Raw genomic sequence first — 18,732 nt, forward strand, 5'->3', positions numbered from 1 at the left:
CCAGAGCGACGCACTGGATCAAACTCCAGACGTCAGAACATAGTGCTTTTGCGAAAAACTTCTAATCCGATTGATCCACCCCGGCATTTCCTGCGTATCCTATTGTAAAATGTCGCACAAAGAGGATGGCATGTTCGACGAAACCCGAGGCGTACGCAAGAAAATCGCGGTAGTAGGTGCAGGTATCTCAGGTCTGTCGGCCGCTTACTATTTGTCAAAAAACAACGATGTGACCGTGTTCGAAGCCGAACCCCGACTGGGCGGCCATGCCCGAACCGTCATGGCAGGCAAAAACGGCGACCAACCTGTCGATACCGGTTTCATCGTCTTCAATTATGCCACCTACCCCTATCTGACGCGCCTCTTCGATGAGCTGAACGTGCCCGTCATCAAATCCGAGATGAGCTTTGGTGCCACCATCGACAACGGCCGCATTGAATACGGTCTGAACAACCTGCGCACCCTGACGGCGCAGAAACGCAACCTCGCACGGCCTGCCTATTATAAGATGATCGCGGACATCCTGCGCTTTGGCAAAGAAGCCCCCGAAGCCGCACGTGACGATGACACCACGATCGGAGAGCTGGTCGATCAACTGCGCCTAGGCCATTGGTTCCGCCACAATTACCTGATGCCGATGTGCGGCGCGATCTGGTCCACTCCGGTGGAGTTTGTGGATCAGTTCCCGGCCCGCTCGCTGGTACAATTCTTCCGCAACCATGCCCTGCTGGCCAGTGGTCGCGCCAATCAGCATCAATGGTACACTGTCAAGGGCGGCAGCATCGAATATGTCCGCCGCATCGATGCCGCGTTACGTGAGCGCGGTTGTGAAATCCGTCTGGCCTGCCCGGTTGAGCATATTCAACGCGGCGATGCCGGTGTGACTGTCCAGAGCCAGGGTCAGGTTGATCTGTTCGACGAAATCATATTGGCCACCCATTCCGATCAGTCCCTTGCCATTCTGGGCGAGACCGCAACAGATGCGGAAAGATCTGCGTTAGGCTCTATTCGTTACCAACCGAACACGGCTATCCTGCATTGCGACCCAAGCCAGATGCCCCGCCGTCGCGCGTGCTGGTCCAGCTGGACCTACCGTTCGCAAGCGGGGAATGTTGGCGTGACTTACTGGATGAACCGACTGCAGAATATTCCAGACAGCGACCCGCTGTTTGTGACGCTGAACGCATCTTCGGAAATTCCTGCGGGTAAAATCTATGACAAGGTCGAGTTTGCCCATCCGGTGTTCGACAAAGCGGCCCTGAAAGCTCAGGGGCAAATCCGCGAGATGCAGGGACAGAACCGAACCTGGTTTGCCGGGGCTTACAACCGGCATGGCTTTCACGAAGACGGGATTGCCAGCGCGATGCATGTTGTTGAGCGCCTTAACGGCACCCCGCACACACTCGGAGCTGAAAATGGCATTCCTGCACAAGACCCGGCCATCCCTGCCTCGGCTGATCTCTGATACCTGCCGCGCTGCACTGTTTTCTGTGATCGTGCTGGCCCCGGGCGGGTTGGCCGCGTCACCGATCACCCAGACGCTGACTGATGCGCAACTCAGAGGCAGCGCAACCTTCCGGTTTTTGGGCATGCCGATCTACGAAGCCAAGCTGTATACGCCGCAAGGCAGCACGCTCAATTGGACGCAGGACTTTGCATTGCAGCTGACCTATCGCAAATCCCTGAAACAGAAAGCACTGGTTGAATCGACGTTGGATGAGATGGCTCGACAAGGAAACCCTGCCCCGACGCAGGCCCAGTTGCAGAAGTGTTTTCAGGCGGTTAGCAAGGGCGACAACTATATTGCAATCTCGGAAGGCCCGAACAAAGTTGGATTTTGGCGAAACGGCCAAAAGACCTGTACCCTGTCCTATCCCGGCGCCAAAAGCGCCTTTATGTCCATTTTTCTGGGCGACAACACCCGATCGGGCAGTTTCACCCGGCAATTGAAGGGCGGATGATGCTGTACCCGCGTGTCAGTCTGTATGCGCTGATGCTCGCTGCGGCGGGGATACCGCTATATATCCATCTGCCGCGATTTGCTGCCGTCAATCTTGGTATCGGGTTGGGTGTGATCGGCACCGTTCTGCTGGTGATCCGGTTAATCGATCTGGTGCAGGATCCGCTGATTGGTTGGGCCATAGACCGCTGGCCAAACGCGCAACTGCTGTTTGCTGCGACCGCTGCGATTGGTTTGGCGATCGGGTTTCCAATGCTGTTTGGACTGCCGCCGGGAACAAATATTGCCTTATTAGTCTCTGTTTTAATTCTACTATTCTCAGCCTACAGCTTAGGCACCATCCTGCTTTACGGTCGCAGCGCGACGCTTGCCATACAGCCAGAGCCGAAAGAGTTGATAATAATGGCCGCATGGCGCGAAGGCGGGCAGTTGACAGGCGTCATCCTTGCAGCCAGCGCCCCAGCCTTGTTCGTAGGATTCGGAGCCAGCGCGCAGGGCTATCCCGCCTTTGGCCTGTTTCTGGGCCTGATCGCGATCTTCACCCTGACCCTGACGATCCCAATCTGGCGCCGACCCCCGATTACTGGCGATGGCCTGTCGTTCAATGGGCTCGCACAAGCTGGTGCGCTGCGCTTGCTGCTGCTGGCGCTGGTCAACAGCTTGCCAGTGGCCATCACTTCGACCCTGTTTTTGTTCTTTGTCGAAGATCGCCTGCAATTGCCGGGAAAAGCCGGACCACTGCTGATCCTGTTCTTCCTCAGCGCCGGGGCCAGCGTTCCGCTTTGGGCAAAGCTGGCTAACCGGATTGGCCCGAAACGAACACTGATCATCGCCATGCCCCTGTCGATCGCGGGATTTGTTGGCGCAGCTTTGTTGTCCGCCGGTAATCTGACCGGGTTCGCCGCAATCTGCCTGGCCTCGGGCGCGGCACTGGGGGCGGATATGGTGGTGCTGCCCGCGATGTTCTCAGTCGCGCTGACGCGGGCGGGGCTGAACGCATCCGCCGCATTTGGCATCTGGTCATTCGCTGGCAAGCTGGGCCTCGCGCTCGCTGCCTTTTTCACTCTGCCGCTGCTGGAACGCAGCGGGTTCACCCCAGGACAGGCAAACTCGGCCGAGGCGTTGCGGACGCTCACCCTCGCCTATGCCGTGCTGCCCTGCATCCTGAAACTCGGCGCGTTCGGGCTGGTCCTGACGTTGCCTTCTGAGGTCTCAGCCAAATGACTATCGTAGCTATCCTACTGCTTGCCATCCTTGTTCTAGTCGCAGCTCAGCGCCGGTTCCTAAGCTTTCGCTCGCAATCCCCTGCCGATTACAGCGGCACCGGGCCTGCCTTTAAAATGAAAGAAGTCCTGAACGGCGAAATCCTGTCCGAAGGGCTGGTCTATGGCCCCAATGGGAAGATGTCGAACAGCTTTGTCGCCCGTATGGTGGGGAAATGGAATGGCAACACCGGCACGCTGACCGAGCATTTCACCTATTCCAACGGCAAGAAGATGACCCGCAAATGGCATCTGACGCTGGGCACGGGCAACACGCTTACCGCGACGGCAGAAGATATCGTCGGTGAGGGTCACGGCACAATTTCGGGATCGACCGTGAAGCTGACTTATCGGATCATCCTGCCCCAAGACGCGGGCGGGCACACACTGGACGTCACCGATTGGATGTACCTGACCGAGAACGGTGTGATCATGAACCGGTCCGAGATGCGCAAATTCGGCATCAAGGTCGCTGAACTGGTCGCCACTATGCGCCCCGCGCCCGAAGCTAAAGCTGCGCATGTCAGCGGTTCAAATGGCTATGACACCGCGGTAGAAACGAGGACCTTGCAATGACGCCCCGCCGCATCCTGATCGCGGCCCTTGCCATCGCGGGGCTTGCCGCGCTGACCGCCTGTTCCGCCAAGCCGCGCGTACCTAAAAGCTTTCTGTCCGACCGGCAGTTGAATCTTGAGGAGTTCTTTGAAGGCAAAACCGTCGCCTATGGTCAGTTTCAGGATGTTCTGGGCAATGTCCCTCGCCGATTTACGGTGGATATCCAAGGCACCTGGGATGGTGAAACCCTGACCCTGATCGAGGATTTCGTCTATGACGACGGCGCCACCGAACAACGCATCTGGACCCTGATCAAAACCGGTCAGGACACCTGGACCGGAACTGCGCCTGGCGTTCTGGGCGCTGCCAGCGGGGTCGAGCGTGGTGATACCTTCAACTGGACATACAAGATCGATCTGCCGATCAAAGACGGCACCATGCGGGTCAACTTTGACGACTGGATGTGGCTGCTAAGCGATGATCGTCTGCTGAACCGCGCCTATGTTTCGCGATATGGCGTACGGCTGGGCGAGGTCATCCTGTTCTTTGAAAAACAGTAAGCCACCCAAAAGGGCGAGCCCAAAGGCCCGCCCTTGAACTTAGGTCAATCAGGCCACTTTAGAAGTTGAACCAGACACCAAAGTCGGCCTGAATCCGGCCGTCGTCGTCACCGTCTTTAACTTCGCCAACAGCACCACGCAGTGTAGCGCCCGCACCCAGATCATAGATGGCGCCCACACCGATGTTGCGCGTGTCATTATCGGCCGATCCGTCACCATAGACCAACTGCAACGTGGTCGCTGCACCCAGATTATAGGCGACCGAGAAACCGTAAGCAGTGCCGTTTTCATCATCATCGGCCACATCGTCGTCCGCCAGGAACAGCGTTCCGTAGAAGTCATTGAATTCGGCACCCAAAGTGAAGACGGTCAGGCTTTCCTTTTCGACACCATCACCTTCATCGGTTTCACCATAAACCAGCGAGGCGGTGATGTTGTTGAAAGTATAAGCCGCACTTACGTCCCAGCGGTCACGGTCCGTGGTTGAGCCAGTGCCATTGTTTGCAAAGATGGTGTTCTGGTCGTAAGACGCCGAAACAGCAAAATCACCAACGGTGTACTGGAAGAACACGGCATTGTCGCCCGAACCGGTCGATTCATACTCGAGGAACGAGTAGTTCACGCCCGAATACTGACCCAGAAACTCTTCCAGGCCGGGCTCGGTGCCGAAATAGTCATCCAGATTGTCGAATGAACCGGCCACGTTGCCGGCGTCAACACGTAAGCCACCATAGATAACAGAGAACCTCGCGCCGTTCAGACCGGCGTTGTTGGCTTCACCAGTGTCGGAGTCTTCGTCGGCCTGCAGACGAACACGACCTTCAAACCGAACGCCACCGTCAGTTTCCGTGAAACCGTCAATATTCAGACGGAAACGTGAGATCAGGATGGCCTCGTCAGAATCCGCCGTGAATTGGTTTACCGTACCATTGGCTGTGGTGGTGGTCAGTGTCGTGTTCTGACGGTCCTCAAGGTAACCAATACCAAAACGGCCATAGCCGCTGAGGTTGATGCCGGATTCGGCCGCTGCGATGCCTGCGGTTGCAATTGTTGCGGTCGACGCAAAAAGAAGTTGTTTCATGATAAGTCCATGAGAGTGAGAGGAGTTTGGCTACAAAGTGTGGCTGAGCGCCTAGTCGAACAAATCGCGGGCATGCTCAACAGGGCCCGCGGACATTCGAACGTCTTGCCCTCGGCTTGCGTTGCAACTTTGCACAGGTGAAATCAGATAAACTAATTATTATTGTTTATTTTTAGATAATTAGCATAGCTTCCAGAAGCCGTTACAAAAAGTTGATCGCAGAAAAAGGCCGCGACCTCTTTAATTTAAAGAGACTGACCCAATAGCCGTAAATGGTGTTTTCGATACTCATGCCAACGCCTTACGGCCACGCTGATCGGCAAAATCCAACGCTTTCGAATATACCTGCTCAGCCTGCCAAGCTCTTCGGCAGATCAGTTGCCGTAGTAGACAAAAGACAGCGACCGGCTGACACCTCCGGGCGGTTTCGGAAAAGGTGAGGCCGCTGCCACCTGTGCCTTGGCTGCCCGTTCAAGATCCGGTGTGCCGTTGGTATCCACCACTTCTACATAATCCAGGGTTCCGTCCGGCTTGATCACGAAAAACACCCTCGCAAAGCCCCGCGCTGCTGTATAGACGATCGGCGCGCGGTTCAGGTGAACCAGAACCTCTCCGGCATAATTCGTCCGGTCAGAATTTCCGGGCCCACGCCCGCCTGAGCGCCTGCCGCTATTGCCCGATGTAAACCTGTCGACACCCCGGCGTGCGTATGTGGTCAGGGGGGATTCAATTTCGCGCGATGGATACCGAAGGTTGCTGAAATCCCGCACGCTACGCAACACGTCCCGCGGTTCAGACTGTGGGCGACGATCCGGCAGTTGTGGGCGGATCGAAGAGGCCACGGCCAGCTCTGATCCTTCGCTGCTTTCCTCTGCCTGCGGTGCGGATTCGGCCGGGACTGCGGGAATATCGGGCTCGACCGCCTCGCTTTCAATGGGGATATCCGGCGCAACTGATGGCAATACGTCTTCCGACGGGTCCGGCAGCGCGGCAAGCTGCTCGGCCTCAACCGGTTCAGGTGCCGCGGCCTCAGTAATCGGCTCGGTCACCTCGGGGTTGCTTTCTGGGACTTCGACAACCTCGGCAGTTTCTACGTCCGGAGTTTCTTCCACCTCGTCACTGGCGCTCTGGTCGCCATCCGTGGTCTCTTGGGGTTCGGGGGCTTCTGACTCGACCGGTTCGGGGGAAACGGGCTGCAACACTTCTGAGGTGCCCGTATCGGGCGCAAAGGTTTGTTGGGGATCGTCCGAGGCCACATGCACTTCGCTGGTTGGAATCTCGGCAGGTTCGGGCGGGTCTTCGACCGGAGGTTCAGGCGTTTCCTTCGGTTCGGGCTCCACAGGTTCAGCGACGGCTTCAACCAGATCTTCGAAACTGTTGCCCAGTTCGACCCTGTCGGGTGTATCAGTGTCACCTGATTGCCCGGTCAGTCTGGGTGCGGTCAGGCTTAGCCCCGTCAGATGCAGCAGCAGCGACAGAAGCGCGGCCAGAACCGCAATGACCACCGACCCCCGGATCATTCCAGAGCCTTTTCGGTCACGACAAACACGGATACGGCGCCCAGTCGCCGCAGTTCAGCCGTCACTTCCATCAGCCGAGCGCCCGGCGCCTCGCGATCCGGGACGATACGTACCGGTCCGGGGTCGCGCCCTGTCATATAGGTTTCGGGGTCCATCGGCGCGCCGCGAAAGCTGAGCGTTCCGTCCCGGTGCAACACCAGCGCATCGGGCGGTTCGCGGCCTTCCAACTCGGACGTGTCGACCAGATTCAGATCAGGATCCAGCGGCGTGGCCACCGTTCCCGCGATCAGAAAGAAGATCAGCATCAGGAACACGACATTGATCAGCGCAATGGTCGAGTCGCGTTTGCGGCGGGGGCGGCCAGGACGGATCATTCCAGCACCAGAACGCTGAGGCCCTCGCGCCCGCGCAGCAAAACCAGCAGGTCCACCAGCCGCTGCGCCGTCGTGTCAGGGTCCAAACTGACCAGCACCTGCCCGGTCGTCACCTGTGTGGTCAGGTCCGCAAGCGTGACCGGAGTACCGTTCAGAACCAGCCTTTCTTCTCCCAGCTGCACAAAGGCGCGATCTTGAGGTGTGTCCGCGGTCGGGTTGCCCGCGGTTGCGGCGCTCAGCTCGATCTCGCCATATTTGGAAAAGGTCGAGGTCAGCATGAAAAACAGCAGCAACAGAAAGATCACGTCGATGAGCGGTGTCATCGCCAGTGGTCGCCTGACAAAGGGTGCGAGGTTACGCATGTCCGGGCGTGGCCGCCATGCTCTGTGCGTCCTCGGCCAGCGGGATGGCCTGCCCCGGCACCAGTACCGTGCGCAGCGCCTTGTCGGCGAACACCCGTTCCCGCGCGGTGCGGCTTTCGAACCACGACAGCACCATCGAGGTCGGCATCGCCACCGCCAGGCCCACCGCAGTGGTCACCAGCGCCACCCAGATACCACCCGCCAACAGCGACGGATCAACCGAAGACCCGGCGGTTTGCAGACTGCGGAACGCTTCGATCATGCCCAGAACCGTACCAAACAGACCCAACAGCGGCGCCAGCTGCGCCACCGTGTCCAGAAGACGGAAACCACGTTCAAGCCCGGCCAGCGCCAGCCCCGCCTCGGCATCCAACCGTTGATCCAGACCGGGTGCGTCCGGCGCATCCATCGCCACGCCGACCAGCGGCGCAAGATAGCTGTTGCTTTTGGCCAGTCGCGCGCGGGCGGCTTGCTTGTCGCCGGCATCCCAAGCGTCCAGCGCCTGCGACAGAACCCGGTGCCGACCAACACCCGAGGCGGCGAATTGCCAAAGCTTGTAAAGCGTCACCGCCAGCGTCACCACGGACATGGCGATCAGGATGGCCACAACCGGCCCGCCCAGGGCCAGAATTTCACGCAGGGCGTCAAGAATACTCATCCCAAAAGCTCCACTTCAGTACGGCTGCGCAAGGTTGGTGTCTTGTCGCAGATTTCGCTGTCAGCACCGTCGACGGTACAGCCGCTTAGCCCATTGATCAGAACCCGCCCAAGATTTTCACAGGCGATGTCGCGTACATCAAACTGACGCACGCGGGGGCGTTCCGCTGGCAGGTCCCGAAATCCAAAAAGGGTAAAGCGTTCGAACACACCAGCGGCATCGAAAATCACCACCTGATAATTGGCAGTGTCTATCGCCGTTGCAGTTTCGTTTTCGACCAGAAAGGTCAAACGGCAGGCGCCTTCGACATCTTCAGTCGCGTTCAGCTCGACCACCAACCCCGGCGCATCCTTCGCAGTTTGGGCCTGAGCCGCAAAGGGCAGCGTGCTAACGATGGCAGCAAGGGCCAAAGGGCGAAACTTCATGAATACGCTCCCAATTGTTTCACGCAGGCAGAGGTTCTGACAGCGCTATGTCCGTCTTATCCAAGACCGCTGGGGCGCGAAAGGGTTGCGGACATCTTTGTGATAAAGTGCGATTTTCGACCCGTTCAACCCTATTGCCGGGTCCAGGGCAACAGCGTGCTGCTCTAGTTGATGTCACTGGGGCAGTTGCAGGCAGTCCTATTTGTCATCGCGCAGTCCACTCACTGGCACGAACAGACTTACATGTCGGACCTGCGCCCACTTCAGGTCTGATCGGCTTAAATTTCTCGTTCGCAAGCACACTCACACGTGAATAGCTATCGGGGAAGGGGTGCAAACAAACCTCGTGGTAACGTCAGCTTCTGCTCCACGACAAATCTTGCTTTTATTGAAAAAAGTGGTGAGCCGTGCAGGAGTGTACCTGCTGAACGAAATCAACAACTTAAACTGACGAACCCCGGGAAATGGCGCATTGAAAATACTAGAATAATCGAGCGTCTGGCGAACCAAAAAAACACTGAAACTCAAAGAAAAACCGCTGAGGGGGCGGCCACCCACCTCAACGGTAATGCAAATCTATCTGCACGATCAGAATACCAAATTCGCAGCCGGTCCGCAATCGCGGGAGGCGTATATGTCTAGGCTCAATCGCTTTGAATGGCTCAAGGCCGTCCTGCAATGCGCTGACCTCAACTCGTCAACTAAGGTAGTAGCCTCAGCGCTTTCGGTACAGTTCGCCAACGACAGGACCGGCCAACTCAATCCCTCACTAAAAACGCTTGATGAGTTCCTGGTCGGAATGTCGCTAGCAACCATCAAACGTTGCCTCAAACAGCTTGTCGAGTTCGGTTGGCTGTTTCGAACTGAAGGGCGTGGGGCAGGCAATCACACAGAATACGACCTTCGCTCTCCAACAAAAATCATCCCGTTTCGCCAGAGGAAAAAGGATGCACCGATGAGCCTTTCGGAAGGGCAAAAGGGTTCACCCGTGACAGACAAAGGGCGCATGGGTGATCTTTCCTATATAAAGAAAGAACCATCTAAAGAACAAAACCCCGCGCTTGAGCCGGATCTGCCGGATGGAGGGCCATCCGACTCGGCGCGCGTGGGGTGCGCGCAACCCGTCTTCGTCTCGCGCCAATCTTTCGGCTGCCGCCAATGGGAGCAGTTCACCGAACAAATGTTTGGTGCTTGGATCGACCGGGTACTTCCTGAAGCCATCGAAAACAACGAGCGCGGTTACTGGCTCCCCGGCAGGTTCCCTCCAACGAACAAAAACGAGTGGCCCACGTTGCGCAGTTGGCTCCTCACCGAAGGCTGGACCCTGTTTGTACCATCGAAGCAGGAGCTGTGCCATGCGGTCTGAGCAAAGAGCAAGGCGACCCATGTCATACGCTGGCGCTGCTAACACGGGACCTTGCGAGGGGTTGCAAGCCTCCCCTTCGAACCCCACCGGCGGAGGCACGCCCCTCGCCAAAGCGCCGCTCACCGAGACATTCGTCTTTCGATGTAGCGTTGCTGAGAAGGCAGAGCTTCGCGCCAAAGCCGAAGCTGCCGGAGTGTCCGCCGCGACCCTCTTGCGCGAAGCCTTGGGTTTGACGGAAGCACGTCGTCGCAAGCCTGCGCCTCGCGTTGACCCCGCTCTGGTTCTGGCGCTTGGACGCATTGGCGGTAACCTCAACCAGGTAGCGCGGTTTGTGAATCGGGCGCTTCTGGTTGGTCAGGTTGACCTGGATGCGATGGTCGTGGCCCGACAATTAGTTGTGATTGAACGCCAGCTTACCAAGATCCTTGATGAGGCACGACAATGCTGATCAAGTTTTTTCCCAATGGCAAAGGCGCGGGTGCTGGCCCAGTTGGCTATCTCGTCACGCGTGAAGTCTTGGCCTATGACGCCAATCGCGATCTAATCTGCGATGCTGATGGCCAACCCATGACGGTCATACGTGATCCCTTGCCCGAAGTGCTGCGCGGCGATCCCGCCCGCACCGAGGCCCTAATCGACGCCAGTCGCAATCAGTGGACCTACCGCGCGGGAGTCATCAGCTTTGCCAGCGAGGATGCACCCACCGAAGCCCAGCAGGCCGAAGTCATGAACGCCTTCGAGGAACTAGCGTTCGCTGGTATGGACAGTGAGCAATTCGACTTGCTCTGGGTCCGGCACAGCCACGAAGACCGCGTTGAACTGCATTTCTGTGCACCGCGTTTGGAGCTGACAACCGGTAAAAGCCTCAACATCGCGCCACCTGGCTATCGGACAGCCTATGACAGTCTGCGCGAACTGATGAACAAGACGCATGACTGGGTCGATCCGATGGATCTGGAACGCGCACGGGAGGTTCAAGCCACCGTTGAGGCCCCAACTAGGGCACAGGGCCGCGAAGAACTGCACGAATGGATCTTAGACCAGATCAGCATCGGCACCATCACCGACCGCGCAAGCATGGTCGATGCTCTGACCGACGCAGGTTTCGATATCCCACGCGTAAGCAAAAATTACATCACCGCTAAAGACCCCGACACAGGCGAACGCTGGCGATTGAAAGGAGGGATTTTCCATGACGACTGGCAAGCCGACCCGGCTGAGCGAGAAATTGAACGCGGACTTGGACAAGATCCGAAAAGAGCACGCCGCCTTGATGGATTCTCAATTGCAGAGCTTCAGGAGCGATATTCAAGCATGTGTAACACTCGCGCGGAATACAATCGAAGCCGATACCCGCACGTTTTTGGATTGGAGCGGGACGACCTGGCAGAGTCACATCGACAAGATCAAATTCCTAATTCAGATCTCACCTTGGGCGGTGATAACGGCCTGTATGGTGTTGATCGCAGCAACCTTAGGACTGACTTTTCTGTGGAGCTGGAAACTCTCAACGATAGCCACCTCGACACAGCTAGAGAGATTGGGCATCCAGACGGTAATTCACGAGGGAGCGACTTATTTGATCCTGCCGCCAGAAACATCAAGCATGCGCACCTGTTCGGTGGCGAGCCGATTGGTTTCCTGCATCAGAGTGGAGCCGAACTAGATGGATCAACCCCTGACAGCCTTGGAGCGAGATTTGCTCGCGTGCGTCGAGCAGTTGGTGACGGCTTGCGAGACCTCCGCCACGGAATTGCGCAATTTGGAAGAACGCTCGACGACCGTGATCGAGGCCAGACTAAATGGCTTAGCGCTGTGTATCGAACTGCTAATGAAATCACATCTCAAGTCCGTAGCTACATTGTCCGACTTGCTGACCGAAGAACAGAACTACACGACGCTGGAAGAGAACTTGCAGACCAGTTTGAAGCTAGCGAGGGACGCCGAAATTCGGCTGCAAGAGAGCTAAATGAGCGTTTGCGGGAATCAGACCTCGATTACGGTTTCCATCTTTAATCTGGGCGAAAACATGCAGTTTCAACACGAGCGTTTCACCATGAGTTTTCGTCAAGCTCTTGATTACGGAATCGACTATCGAACCTTTAAGAAGGTGCCCCGCTTGCCAAATGGTATCCCGCTGTTTGCAGTTGCCGGTGTCTGGGGCGAATACAGCGACATCCGCTGTCTCTTTTTTGATGCACAAAGCAACCGTTACCTGCGCTATATTCAGAAGTGGGGACAAAAAGGGTTTTTGATCCGAGAGTTGGAAATGGATGCAACGGATCTTTCCGTAGGACTAGTCGTGACAGTTTAGCGCTGACCGCAAGTCTTCCAATCATAAGTCATTGTTGATGTGCCGTTAGTCGCGTTGGACGGTCGTTCTATTCTTGTGCGCACAAAATCAATTTTCGGGAAGCCCGGAGACATTCTTCCTTCTTGGTAAATTCTTCTACCTAAAGGTTGAATTTTTCATCCAAACCTGATAATCACTTGTTAACCAAGATGGGAGACTGCCATGATCACAGAGTTTGGTAAGGCACTAAGAAAATTGCGCATTGAAGAGGATGAACGCCTCTTGGACATGTCTAAGCGCATAAATAAATCTTCCGCATTCATCTCCGCCGTTGAGCGTGGCGATAAAAGCCCGCCAATGGGCTTCGAGGAGCTCGTTATCGTCGCTTACAAATTAACTGAAAGTTCTGCCGATGAACTTCGCTCAGCCGCTGATGCTTCACGTAGAGCATTTACTATTGAGCCAAAATCGCCCTTGGAGCGAGACACTGCGGGTCTAATGGCTCGCAGAATGAATTCCACTATGAATACACTCTCTGCAGACGAGTTGGAGAAAATATTGGCAATTCTGCGCAAGGAAGGTAGCGACAGATGAGCGATATTTATGACTACAGAGTGTCCCCTCTAAAGTGGACGCAAGTTGACGGGGTCGCTGATAGGCTTCGAGAGCTGCTTCACTTAACGGATATCCCCTACTTCCCTGTTGTGGAGGTGTTGGAAAACGTATTGCCGCTAGTTGTGGGCGATGAGGCAGATTTTAGCTTCCAAGTCGGAACTGTTGACGAAATGGGCAACGCCGAAGGATTGACTTGTCCAGAGGGATCATTCATCCGAATTCGTGAGGACGTTTATGAAGAAGCTTGCTCGGGCGGAAGGCGACCCCGCTATACATTGGCACATGAACTGGGTCACTTTTTGCTTCATACCGGACAAAATCAACCCTTTGCGCGGACTGATAGGTTTGAAAAGTTGCGGGCGTTCGAATCTGCAGAGAAACAAGCCGACAGATTTGCCGCCACTCTGTTGATGCCGGAACAGCACATTATGGCATTCGACAATACGAATGCCGTGATGGAACGCTTCGGAGTTTCAAAAACAGCGGCACGAATTCGCTTGGAAAAACTTGGGAAAGGGTTGGCTATCTAAAAAAGAAGGCTCAGGTTGCAGCCTGAGCCCTCATTGAATTCTGATATCGTGCATTAGGGGCTAGACGATGCAGAGCCTCCCGTGAATGCAAATCAGTCTCCTAGCAAGGGCTGAACTAGCGCATTTCGGGTCAAATGGCAAGATACGCCCCGAAGAGGACAGTGAAATGACTAAGCGTTCTTTCACTCCACCGCCTGGATTTAGGTATGTTTTTCGCCCTTGGCGAACATGCCCAAACTCCGGTCAACGGCTCTACGCGAAAGCGTATGGGTTGCGCGCATGGCCTATTCTAATCCCGGAATAAGCTGATGCATCAAAGTCATTTGCAGGCGGCATGCCGCCTGCTTCCTAAACACACTTGCCGAAACGGAACATACACATGGCTAAGAAAACATTCAAAGTAGGCCGAAGCGCCAAAACCGGTCGTTTCACTACTGTAAAACGAGCAAGGTCAAAAAAAGCGACACATGTTGTCGAAACAATAAGACGAAAAAAATAGAAACGCAGTGGCCGCTATCGTGCGGCCACTCACAATACACATTTGCTCAACATCCGCGACAATTGGTGAGTTTTCTGCATGCTGTAGAAAATTGCGAATTTGGAGTGCAATTCCTGATTCAGTGGCCGCTTTTCTGAAAAAAAATCTAGCGGGAACTCCGCAATTCGTAGAACCTCGCGAGAAACTCATCTTTGGCCTTTTCAGGTGTCAAATGTCGTACTTCGATGGGAGCTGGTTCAATACCTGCCTCTTCGACCCAATCCGCGCAGCCTTCAGCCATGATTTGAATTTGCTCAGCCGCCAAAACCCGAAGGTCAGCTTGTTTCACAACGCTGCGGTAGTTTGAGCGAAGATCGAAGCGTTCTGAAATGGCGCTTTCTATCTCAGCCTCGAGGCGCTTGAATTCCGGCACCAGCTGCTTAAGCGGGCGAGTGATATCGCCCATAAACGCTTCAGAAGCGTCATGAAGCAATGCCTCAAAGGCAAAATCCTCAACTTGTTCACTAACAATTAAGCTGTGCTCAGCGACCGAGTAGAACTCCTTGCATTGTCCTGAGTAGCGGCAGACCTTTGATAGACCATGAGCGATGTCTTCAATGTCGAACTCACTTCCGTGTGGGTTGAGGAAGTCAAACCACTTTCCGCTGGCCAACATGATCTCCGGTCCTTTTGCGACCCGAACTGCGACAACTTGTTGCTGTATCATATTCATATTGCACCCCTCCTGAAAGTCTCTACCATTCACTCGCACAGACTTGGCGCCAACGCAATATTTAGTGTTCCCAGGACTTGAAAACATAATATGGAGTATCGTCTTGCAAACGATTATCGTTACTTCTGGGCCTATAGGCGCTGGAAAATCTGAGTTTATTGCTGCGATTGAAAGAAACTACCCGGCCGAGCGAGTATCAACTCGAAAATTCATCCTTGCAACCACGGGATGTGAGAACGAACGACGTGCCCTGCAAATGGCCGGAGATCAGCTGGACGAAAAAACGAGTGGATCATGGGTAGCGGATGCAGTTGATGAGGCGATTAAAGAAGGCAGTTCTTCCGAAATACTACTCGTAGACTCCGCTAGAATTCCCAACCAGATTAATGAACTGCGACGTCGCTTTGGCTCATCCGTCTTTCACGTTCACTTGACAGCAGAACCTGAAGAGCTTGAGCGCCGTTACGTATCAAGAAGCTCAGATCTTAAAGAGTTTGAAACCTATCTAGAGGCGTCCAATCATGGAACCGAACAAAAGGTTCCAGAATTAGAAAAGATTGCCGATTTGTCGCTCAGTACAGATCACGTTGACGCTGAGAGTTTAGCACGTACCGCCACCGCTTGGTGGGGTCTAAAAGCAAATGAGTATGATCCCAAACGATTGGTCGATGTAATTGTAGGTGGACAGTACGGTAGTGAAGGCAAGGGCAATGTCTGCGCTCACATCGCAAAAAACTATGAAGCGCTCGTAAGGATCGGAGGACCAAACGCTGGTCATTGTGTAGCGGAGCCAGAGTACAAGTATGTGCAATTGCCATCAGGCACTGGCTCCAATCCAAAGGCAAAGATTTTCATCGGCGCAGGCTCCACAATTTGGCTCCCACAAATTCTCAAAGAAATCGGAGATCACAGCCTCGATGGGGACCGGCTGCACATCGACCCTCAAGCCATGATTATTGAAGACCGGGATCAGGAGATCGAAGCAGGTGGTCTGCAAAATATCTCAACCACCGGGCAAGGTGTAGGTGCCGCTGCAGCGAGGAAAATTCTGAACCGCGGAAACGAAACTTGGAGTGTGCCGGTGCGATTGGCCAGAGATGTAGAAGAACTGAAGGACTACATCCAAGATGTTCGGCTTTGCCTTGAGAACCTTCTAGAAAGCGGTGCGCGTGTTTTGGTTGAAGGGACCCAAGGCACCATGCTCAGCATCCATCATGGCCTCTATCCGCACGTTACTTCGAGAGAGACGACTGTTGCTGGGTGCCTGTCGGACGCTGGAATAGCTCCTGCGCGCCTCAACCGGGTGATAATGGTGGTGCGAACCTATCCCATTAGAGTGGGAGGACCATCTGGTTGGATTGGCCCTGAATTAACATACGAAGAGTTGAGCCGACAGTCGAATATCCCAATTGATGAATTGAAGGAAACTGAGAAAGGAACAGTGTCTAAAAAACAGCGCCGTATCGCGAAATTTGACTATGGGCAGTTGTGGCGCTCGGTGACAATGAATGGAGCAACGGAGATCGCCATTACATTTGCAGATTATCTGGGCATAGAAAATAGAGACGCAAAGTCATTCGACGAGTTAAACGAAAACACTCGAGACTTTATTCAACGGATTGAGCGCGTTTCTGGGGTGCCCGTGACAATGGTGTCCAAGGACTTTGCGGTCGACGGTGTTCTAGAAACTGAGACAGATTAATGAACGAACAACAGCTTGTAGAGACATATCCGCGTCTTTGGCATATGGCCCACCAAGGAGCTTGGCCTGCAATTAGGGAGCGCGGCTTAATGAGCTCCTCCGCACTGCTCGATGATTATTCAGTTGAGGAAGCGCGGAAGGAACAATTGCGAACAATGCGTAGACCGGAATCTGTGCCCTTGGAGCGACCAGGGCGACCGGGTGCTGTAATTCGCGATCAAAAACCAATGAGCGACGGAGCATTGTCAAAATGCCTAGAAGATGGCCTTACTCCAAGTGATTGGTACGGCTTGCTCAATTCGAGGACATTTTTTTGGCTTTCGCGCGATCGAATATGGCGGCTTCTGCGGGCAAGAGCCTACCGCGATTTACCCCAGACCGTACTAACTATCGACACTGCCAGCTTGGTTTCAGCACATCGAGAAAAGATTTGGCTTAGCCCAATCAATAGTGGAGCCACACTTTTTAAGCCCCAACCGCGAGGTCTCGCCACGTTTGCACGTATAAATGATTTCCCCTTTGCAGAGAGGTCCAAAACGAGAAACGTCAAGAACAATGTCGTTGAACTACTCGTGGATCACTCGGTGCCCGACATTTTGGATCACGTTCTCGCTGTACATGAGGTGGTAAACGACACGCTAGGCACAGAGTTATGGCGCTCGCCTGACGCAAAGGATGACGACCACCCTTAGATCCTAACTGTCATGTCACTCTAAACGAGCCGAGCAGGTACTCCCTTCTTCCGCAGTAAGTCGGCGATGTGGCTTGTGACACCCACGTCGCCGTGCACTAAAATTCCAAACCCTTCAGGGAGTTCGTCTAAGCTTCTGCGAATAGCTGCAAGACCTTGCTCTGCATGAACTTGAGACCAATCGTCAGCTTCACCTGGAACTACGATTGATCCGCTGGTTTGCGTCCCCCCGACATGAAGCTGAACACACCATGCTTGTGTTCCATCATGAACCCATTCAAGTCGGACGGGACCAAGTTCACTAGAAAGCTTTGAGTGAAGCAACTCCACATCTCGGACAATGTTGTTCGGCACTACTACAGGTTTATCGAGACCAAGCATGAGCTTATCTCCTTCACCTGCTACCCCCTCGATTACTACTTCCCCTTCATTATTAGTAATCGCAGCTCCGCTCCATTCGGCAGAAACGGCGTCTTGCCTTAGCAACGATGCAATCTCGGAACTATTTGGGTCTTCGTTAGCCATAAGAGCGAATGGATCAATCCAACCTTTTACGGTCGTAAACAATCCAGGTTGAGGTTCGACAGGACATGTTCGCGTCCAAACCTCCTCAACACCTGTCGCTGAACCGAAGGAAAATGGCGCAAGCTTCCTGGGGACAACCAAAGTCGTGGGCACTGGAGCGCCTAACTCGTCGGCCAACAGCAATCCGAATGCCTTATCTCCCAAATGTCTACTAAAGTTGTTTGGCCATTTTATGGGTTGCTCAACTGGTGAATCTACGTTCTCTTCATGTTCCCACAATAGAGTATGAGTACCCTTCCAGCCTCGAGCAATGGGATGGATGCTAAACTCGGTTCGCTCACCCGATTTCGCTGAAAGGTCAGGCCTGAATCCGTACACTTTCTCTAGTAGTGACATTCCCAGACCGAAGGGCATCGAAAGAACGCCAGGTTTTTCAACACAACGAGGTGTGTCGTCAGGACTAAATTCAATAACATCACCTTGAACGACCCCAGATACTCCCCCGTCGTTGATGTCGACTGTTTCATTAACAATCGTGTGCAAACCCTCAGCACTCAAACGTTCGACTGCTGAATATGCATTTTCAGCTGTGGTCAAAGCATAGATAAATTCTCTGCTTCGCGGATCTTCGGGTAGATAACTTCTGACGTTTATCTTGCCGTCGGCACTTCTATTTAGAAGCGCTTGAATTGCTGACAAAACATCACGAAATTGCTGATTTGGCTTCTGCCCTTTTACTCTGCAAAACGTCTGCTGAGGACGACAGTTGCTGTCTGGAGCAAAGGCAACGAACTGAGCAACATTACCGCGGCCAGCTAGATTATCGAGTATCTCATCTTTGTGGAGTGCCATCGAACACCTTTGTCTCAGCGCTTTCTGACAAGTCGTCAACAAAGCTATCTTGGTTTTAGCTTTCACACATTGGGAAACGGATTCGGCCACATTTCACCGATTTAAACGCTTTGATAGAACTGTTGAACCCCACATTAGCGCTGGACGCATCGACCCTTAGGTGCCAGCGATACTGCTTGTCCAGTTGTTC

Annotated in this window: 21 protein-coding genes; 13 read left to right on the top strand and 8 right to left on the bottom strand. The window is 54.4% G+C overall.

What is annotated here, in order from left to right; genetic code table 11:
• Positions 1-130: 130 nt before the first annotated feature.
• The 5 genes from ACR0LY_RS10445 to ACR0LY_RS10465 are packed head-to-tail and all read left to right on the top strand — an operon-like array spanning position 131 to position 4,337.
• The gene (locus tag ACR0LY_RS10445) at positions 131-1,465 is read left to right on the top strand and encodes an NAD(P)/FAD-dependent oxidoreductase (protein WP_170349687.1); all 1,335 of its coding nucleotides are present in this window, start codon (positions 131-133) and stop codon (positions 1,463-1,465) included.
• Positions 1,416-1,961, top strand: coding sequence for a hypothetical protein (locus ACR0LY_RS10450; protein WP_170349686.1), 546 nt, complete (start codon positions 1,416-1,418; stop codon positions 1,959-1,961). The genes ACR0LY_RS10445 and ACR0LY_RS10450 overlap by 50 nt, the downstream gene beginning before the upstream one ends.
• Complete coding sequence (locus ACR0LY_RS10455; protein ID WP_170349848.1) at positions 1,961-3,184, top strand: MFS transporter; 1,224 nt, start codon at positions 1,961-1,963, stop codon at positions 3,182-3,184. Before ACR0LY_RS10450 ends, ACR0LY_RS10455 begins: the two co-directional genes overlap by 1 nt.
• Positions 3,181-3,798 (top strand): DUF3833 domain-containing protein, encoded by a 618-nt coding sequence (locus ACR0LY_RS10460; protein ID WP_170349685.1) that lies wholly within the window; start codon positions 3,181-3,183, stop codon positions 3,796-3,798. The genes ACR0LY_RS10455 and ACR0LY_RS10460 overlap by 4 nt, the downstream gene beginning before the upstream one ends.
• Entirely contained in the window at positions 3,795-4,337 is a 543-nt protein-coding gene (locus tag ACR0LY_RS10465) for a DUF3833 domain-containing protein (protein WP_170349684.1), read from the top strand. The genes ACR0LY_RS10460 and ACR0LY_RS10465 overlap by 4 nt, the downstream gene beginning before the upstream one ends.
• A gap of 58 nt (positions 4,338-4,395) precedes the next feature.
• Here the strand turns inward: ACR0LY_RS10465 and ACR0LY_RS10470 are convergent, their stop codons facing one another.
• From ACR0LY_RS10470 to ACR0LY_RS10495, 6 genes are all read right to left on the bottom strand, one after another.
• Entirely contained in the window at positions 4,396-5,418 is a 1,023-nt protein-coding gene (locus tag ACR0LY_RS10470; RefSeq protein WP_170349683.1) for a porin, read from the bottom strand.
• A 374-nt stretch (positions 5,419-5,792) separates the two neighbouring features.
• Positions 5,793-6,938 (bottom strand): TonB family protein, encoded by a 1,146-nt coding sequence (locus ACR0LY_RS10475; RefSeq protein ID WP_170349682.1) that lies wholly within the window; start codon positions 6,936-6,938, stop codon positions 5,793-5,795.
• A complete protein-coding gene (locus ACR0LY_RS10480; RefSeq protein ID WP_170349681.1) occupies positions 6,935-7,312 on the bottom strand; it encodes an ExbD/TolR family protein in 378 nt (125 codons plus the stop codon). Before ACR0LY_RS10480 ends, ACR0LY_RS10475 begins: the two co-directional genes overlap by 4 nt.
• Positions 7,309-7,674: a biopolymer transporter ExbD gene (locus ACR0LY_RS10485; RefSeq protein WP_254437405.1), complete on the bottom strand. Its 366-nt coding sequence runs from the start codon at positions 7,672-7,674 to the stop codon at positions 7,309-7,311. Before ACR0LY_RS10485 ends, ACR0LY_RS10480 begins: the two co-directional genes overlap by 4 nt.
• Positions 7,667-8,332 carry a MotA/TolQ/ExbB proton channel family protein gene (locus tag ACR0LY_RS10490; RefSeq protein ID WP_170349679.1) on the bottom strand — a complete coding sequence of 222 codons (666 nt, stop codon included), beginning with the start codon at positions 8,330-8,332 and terminating at the stop codon, positions 7,667-7,669. The genes ACR0LY_RS10485 and ACR0LY_RS10490 overlap by 8 nt, the downstream gene beginning before the upstream one ends.
• Positions 8,329-8,757, bottom strand: coding sequence for a hypothetical protein (locus ACR0LY_RS10495; protein WP_170349678.1), 429 nt, complete (start codon positions 8,755-8,757; stop codon positions 8,329-8,331). Before ACR0LY_RS10495 ends, ACR0LY_RS10490 begins: the two co-directional genes overlap by 4 nt.
• A gap of 568 nt (positions 8,758-9,325) precedes the next feature.
• Between ACR0LY_RS10495 and ACR0LY_RS10500 the strand changes: the two genes are divergently transcribed.
• From ACR0LY_RS10500 to ACR0LY_RS10525, 6 genes are all read left to right on the top strand, one after another.
• Positions 9,326-10,123, top strand: a complete 798-nt coding sequence (locus ACR0LY_RS10500) for a hypothetical protein (RefSeq protein WP_480640877.1) — start codon at positions 9,326-9,328, stop codon at positions 10,121-10,123.
• 61 nt (positions 10,124-10,184) lie between these two features.
• Complete coding sequence (locus ACR0LY_RS10505; protein WP_480640879.1) at positions 10,185-10,571, top strand: plasmid mobilization protein; 387 nt, start codon at positions 10,185-10,187, stop codon at positions 10,569-10,571.
• On the top strand, positions 10,565-12,139 hold the full coding sequence (locus ACR0LY_RS10510; RefSeq protein ID WP_170349676.1) for a relaxase family protein: 1,575 nt from the start codon (positions 10,565-10,567) through the stop codon (positions 12,137-12,139). The genes ACR0LY_RS10505 and ACR0LY_RS10510 overlap by 7 nt, the downstream gene beginning before the upstream one ends.
• A gap of 13 nt (positions 12,140-12,152) precedes the next feature.
• Positions 12,153-12,437 (top strand): hypothetical protein, encoded by a 285-nt coding sequence (locus tag ACR0LY_RS10515; RefSeq protein ID WP_170349675.1) that lies wholly within the window; start codon positions 12,153-12,155, stop codon positions 12,435-12,437.
• A gap of 201 nt (positions 12,438-12,638) precedes the next feature.
• A complete protein-coding gene (locus ACR0LY_RS10520; protein ID WP_170349674.1) occupies positions 12,639-13,010 on the top strand; it encodes an XRE family transcriptional regulator in 372 nt (123 codons plus the stop codon).
• Entirely contained in the window at positions 13,007-13,561 is a 555-nt protein-coding gene (locus ACR0LY_RS10525; RefSeq protein WP_170349673.1) for an ImmA/IrrE family metallo-endopeptidase, read from the top strand. The genes ACR0LY_RS10520 and ACR0LY_RS10525 overlap by 4 nt, the downstream gene beginning before the upstream one ends.
• A 644-nt stretch (positions 13,562-14,205) precedes the next feature.
• Here the strand turns inward: ACR0LY_RS10525 and ACR0LY_RS10530 are convergent.
• Positions 14,206-14,772 carry a YfbR-like 5'-deoxynucleotidase gene (locus tag ACR0LY_RS10530; protein WP_217360542.1) on the bottom strand — a complete coding sequence of 189 codons (567 nt, stop codon included), beginning with the start codon at positions 14,770-14,772 and terminating at the stop codon, positions 14,206-14,208.
• Positions 14,773-14,875: 103 nt separating this feature from the next.
• On the opposite strand from ACR0LY_RS10530, the gene ACR0LY_RS10535 reads away from it, so the two are divergent.
• Both ACR0LY_RS10535 and ACR0LY_RS10540 read left to right on the top strand, forming a co-directional pair.
• Entirely contained in the window at positions 14,876-16,474 is a 1,599-nt protein-coding gene (locus ACR0LY_RS10535) for an adenylosuccinate synthetase (RefSeq protein WP_170349672.1), read from the top strand.
• Positions 16,474-17,166 (top strand): DUF7002 family protein, encoded by a 693-nt coding sequence (locus ACR0LY_RS10540; protein ID WP_438826483.1) that lies wholly within the window; start codon positions 16,474-16,476, stop codon positions 17,164-17,166. Before ACR0LY_RS10535 ends, ACR0LY_RS10540 begins: the two co-directional genes overlap by 1 nt.
• 20 nt (positions 17,167-17,186) lie before the next feature.
• Here ACR0LY_RS10540 and ACR0LY_RS10545 read toward each other — a convergent pair whose 3' ends face one another.
• Positions 17,187-18,542, bottom strand: coding sequence for a hypothetical protein (locus ACR0LY_RS10545; RefSeq protein WP_170349671.1), 1,356 nt, complete (start codon positions 18,540-18,542; stop codon positions 17,187-17,189).
• Positions 18,543-18,732 lie beyond the last annotated feature (190 nt).

It is taken from the genome of Ruegeria sp. BC5, from assembly GCF_056539205.1.

What these genes read in the sequence shown, in the direction of transcription:
- ACR0LY_RS10445 (WP_170349687.1), top strand. Translation starts at nt 131, where the DNA reads ATGTTCGACGAAACCCGAGGCGTACGCAAGAAAATCGCGGTAGTAGGT.
- ACR0LY_RS10450 (WP_170349686.1), top strand. Translation starts at nt 1,416, where the DNA reads ATGGCATTCCTGCACAAGACCCGGCCATCCCTGCCTCGGCTGATCTCT.
- ACR0LY_RS10455 (WP_170349848.1), top strand. Translation starts at nt 1,961, where the DNA reads ATGCTGTACCCGCGTGTCAGTCTGTATGCGCTGATGCTCGCTGCGGCG.
- ACR0LY_RS10460 (WP_170349685.1), top strand. Translation starts at nt 3,181, where the DNA reads ATGACTATCGTAGCTATCCTACTGCTTGCCATCCTTGTTCTAGTCGCA.
- ACR0LY_RS10465 (WP_170349684.1), top strand. Translation starts at nt 3,795, where the DNA reads ATGACGCCCCGCCGCATCCTGATCGCGGCCCTTGCCATCGCGGGGCTT.
- ACR0LY_RS10470 (WP_170349683.1), bottom strand. Translation starts at nt 5,418, where the DNA reads ATGAAACAACTTCTTTTTGCGTCGACCGCAACAATTGCAACCGCAGGC.
- ACR0LY_RS10475 (WP_170349682.1), bottom strand. Translation starts at nt 6,938, where the DNA reads ATGATCCGGGGGTCGGTGGTCATTGCGGTTCTGGCCGCGCTTCTGTCG.
- ACR0LY_RS10480 (WP_170349681.1), bottom strand. Translation starts at nt 7,312, where the DNA reads ATGATCCGTCCTGGCCGCCCCCGCCGCAAACGCGACTCGACCATTGCG.
- ACR0LY_RS10485 (WP_254437405.1), bottom strand. Translation starts at nt 7,674, where the DNA reads ATGCGTAACCTCGCACCCTTTGTCAGGCGACCACTGGCGATGACACCG.
- ACR0LY_RS10490 (WP_170349679.1), bottom strand. Translation starts at nt 8,332, where the DNA reads ATGAGTATTCTTGACGCCCTGCGTGAAATTCTGGCCCTGGGCGGGCCG.
- ACR0LY_RS10495 (WP_170349678.1), bottom strand. Translation starts at nt 8,757, where the DNA reads ATGAAGTTTCGCCCTTTGGCCCTTGCTGCCATCGTTAGCACGCTGCCC.
- ACR0LY_RS10500 (WP_480640877.1), top strand. Translation starts at nt 9,326, where the DNA reads ATGCAAATCTATCTGCACGATCAGAATACCAAATTCGCAGCCGGTCCG.
- ACR0LY_RS10510 (WP_170349676.1), top strand. Translation starts at nt 10,565, where the DNA reads ATGCTGATCAAGTTTTTTCCCAATGGCAAAGGCGCGGGTGCTGGCCCA.
- ACR0LY_RS10515 (WP_170349675.1), top strand. Translation starts at nt 12,153, where the DNA reads ATGCAGTTTCAACACGAGCGTTTCACCATGAGTTTTCGTCAAGCTCTT.
- ACR0LY_RS10520 (WP_170349674.1), top strand. Translation starts at nt 12,639, where the DNA reads ATGATCACAGAGTTTGGTAAGGCACTAAGAAAATTGCGCATTGAAGAG.
- ACR0LY_RS10525 (WP_170349673.1), top strand. Translation starts at nt 13,007, where the DNA reads ATGAGCGATATTTATGACTACAGAGTGTCCCCTCTAAAGTGGACGCAA.
- ACR0LY_RS10530 (WP_217360542.1), bottom strand. Translation starts at nt 14,772, where the DNA reads ATGAATATGATACAGCAACAAGTTGTCGCAGTTCGGGTCGCAAAAGGA.
- ACR0LY_RS10540 (WP_438826483.1), top strand. Translation starts at nt 16,474, where the DNA reads ATGAACGAACAACAGCTTGTAGAGACATATCCGCGTCTTTGGCATATG.
- ACR0LY_RS10545 (WP_170349671.1), bottom strand. Translation starts at nt 18,542, where the DNA reads ATGGCACTCCACAAAGATGAGATACTCGATAATCTAGCTGGCCGCGGT.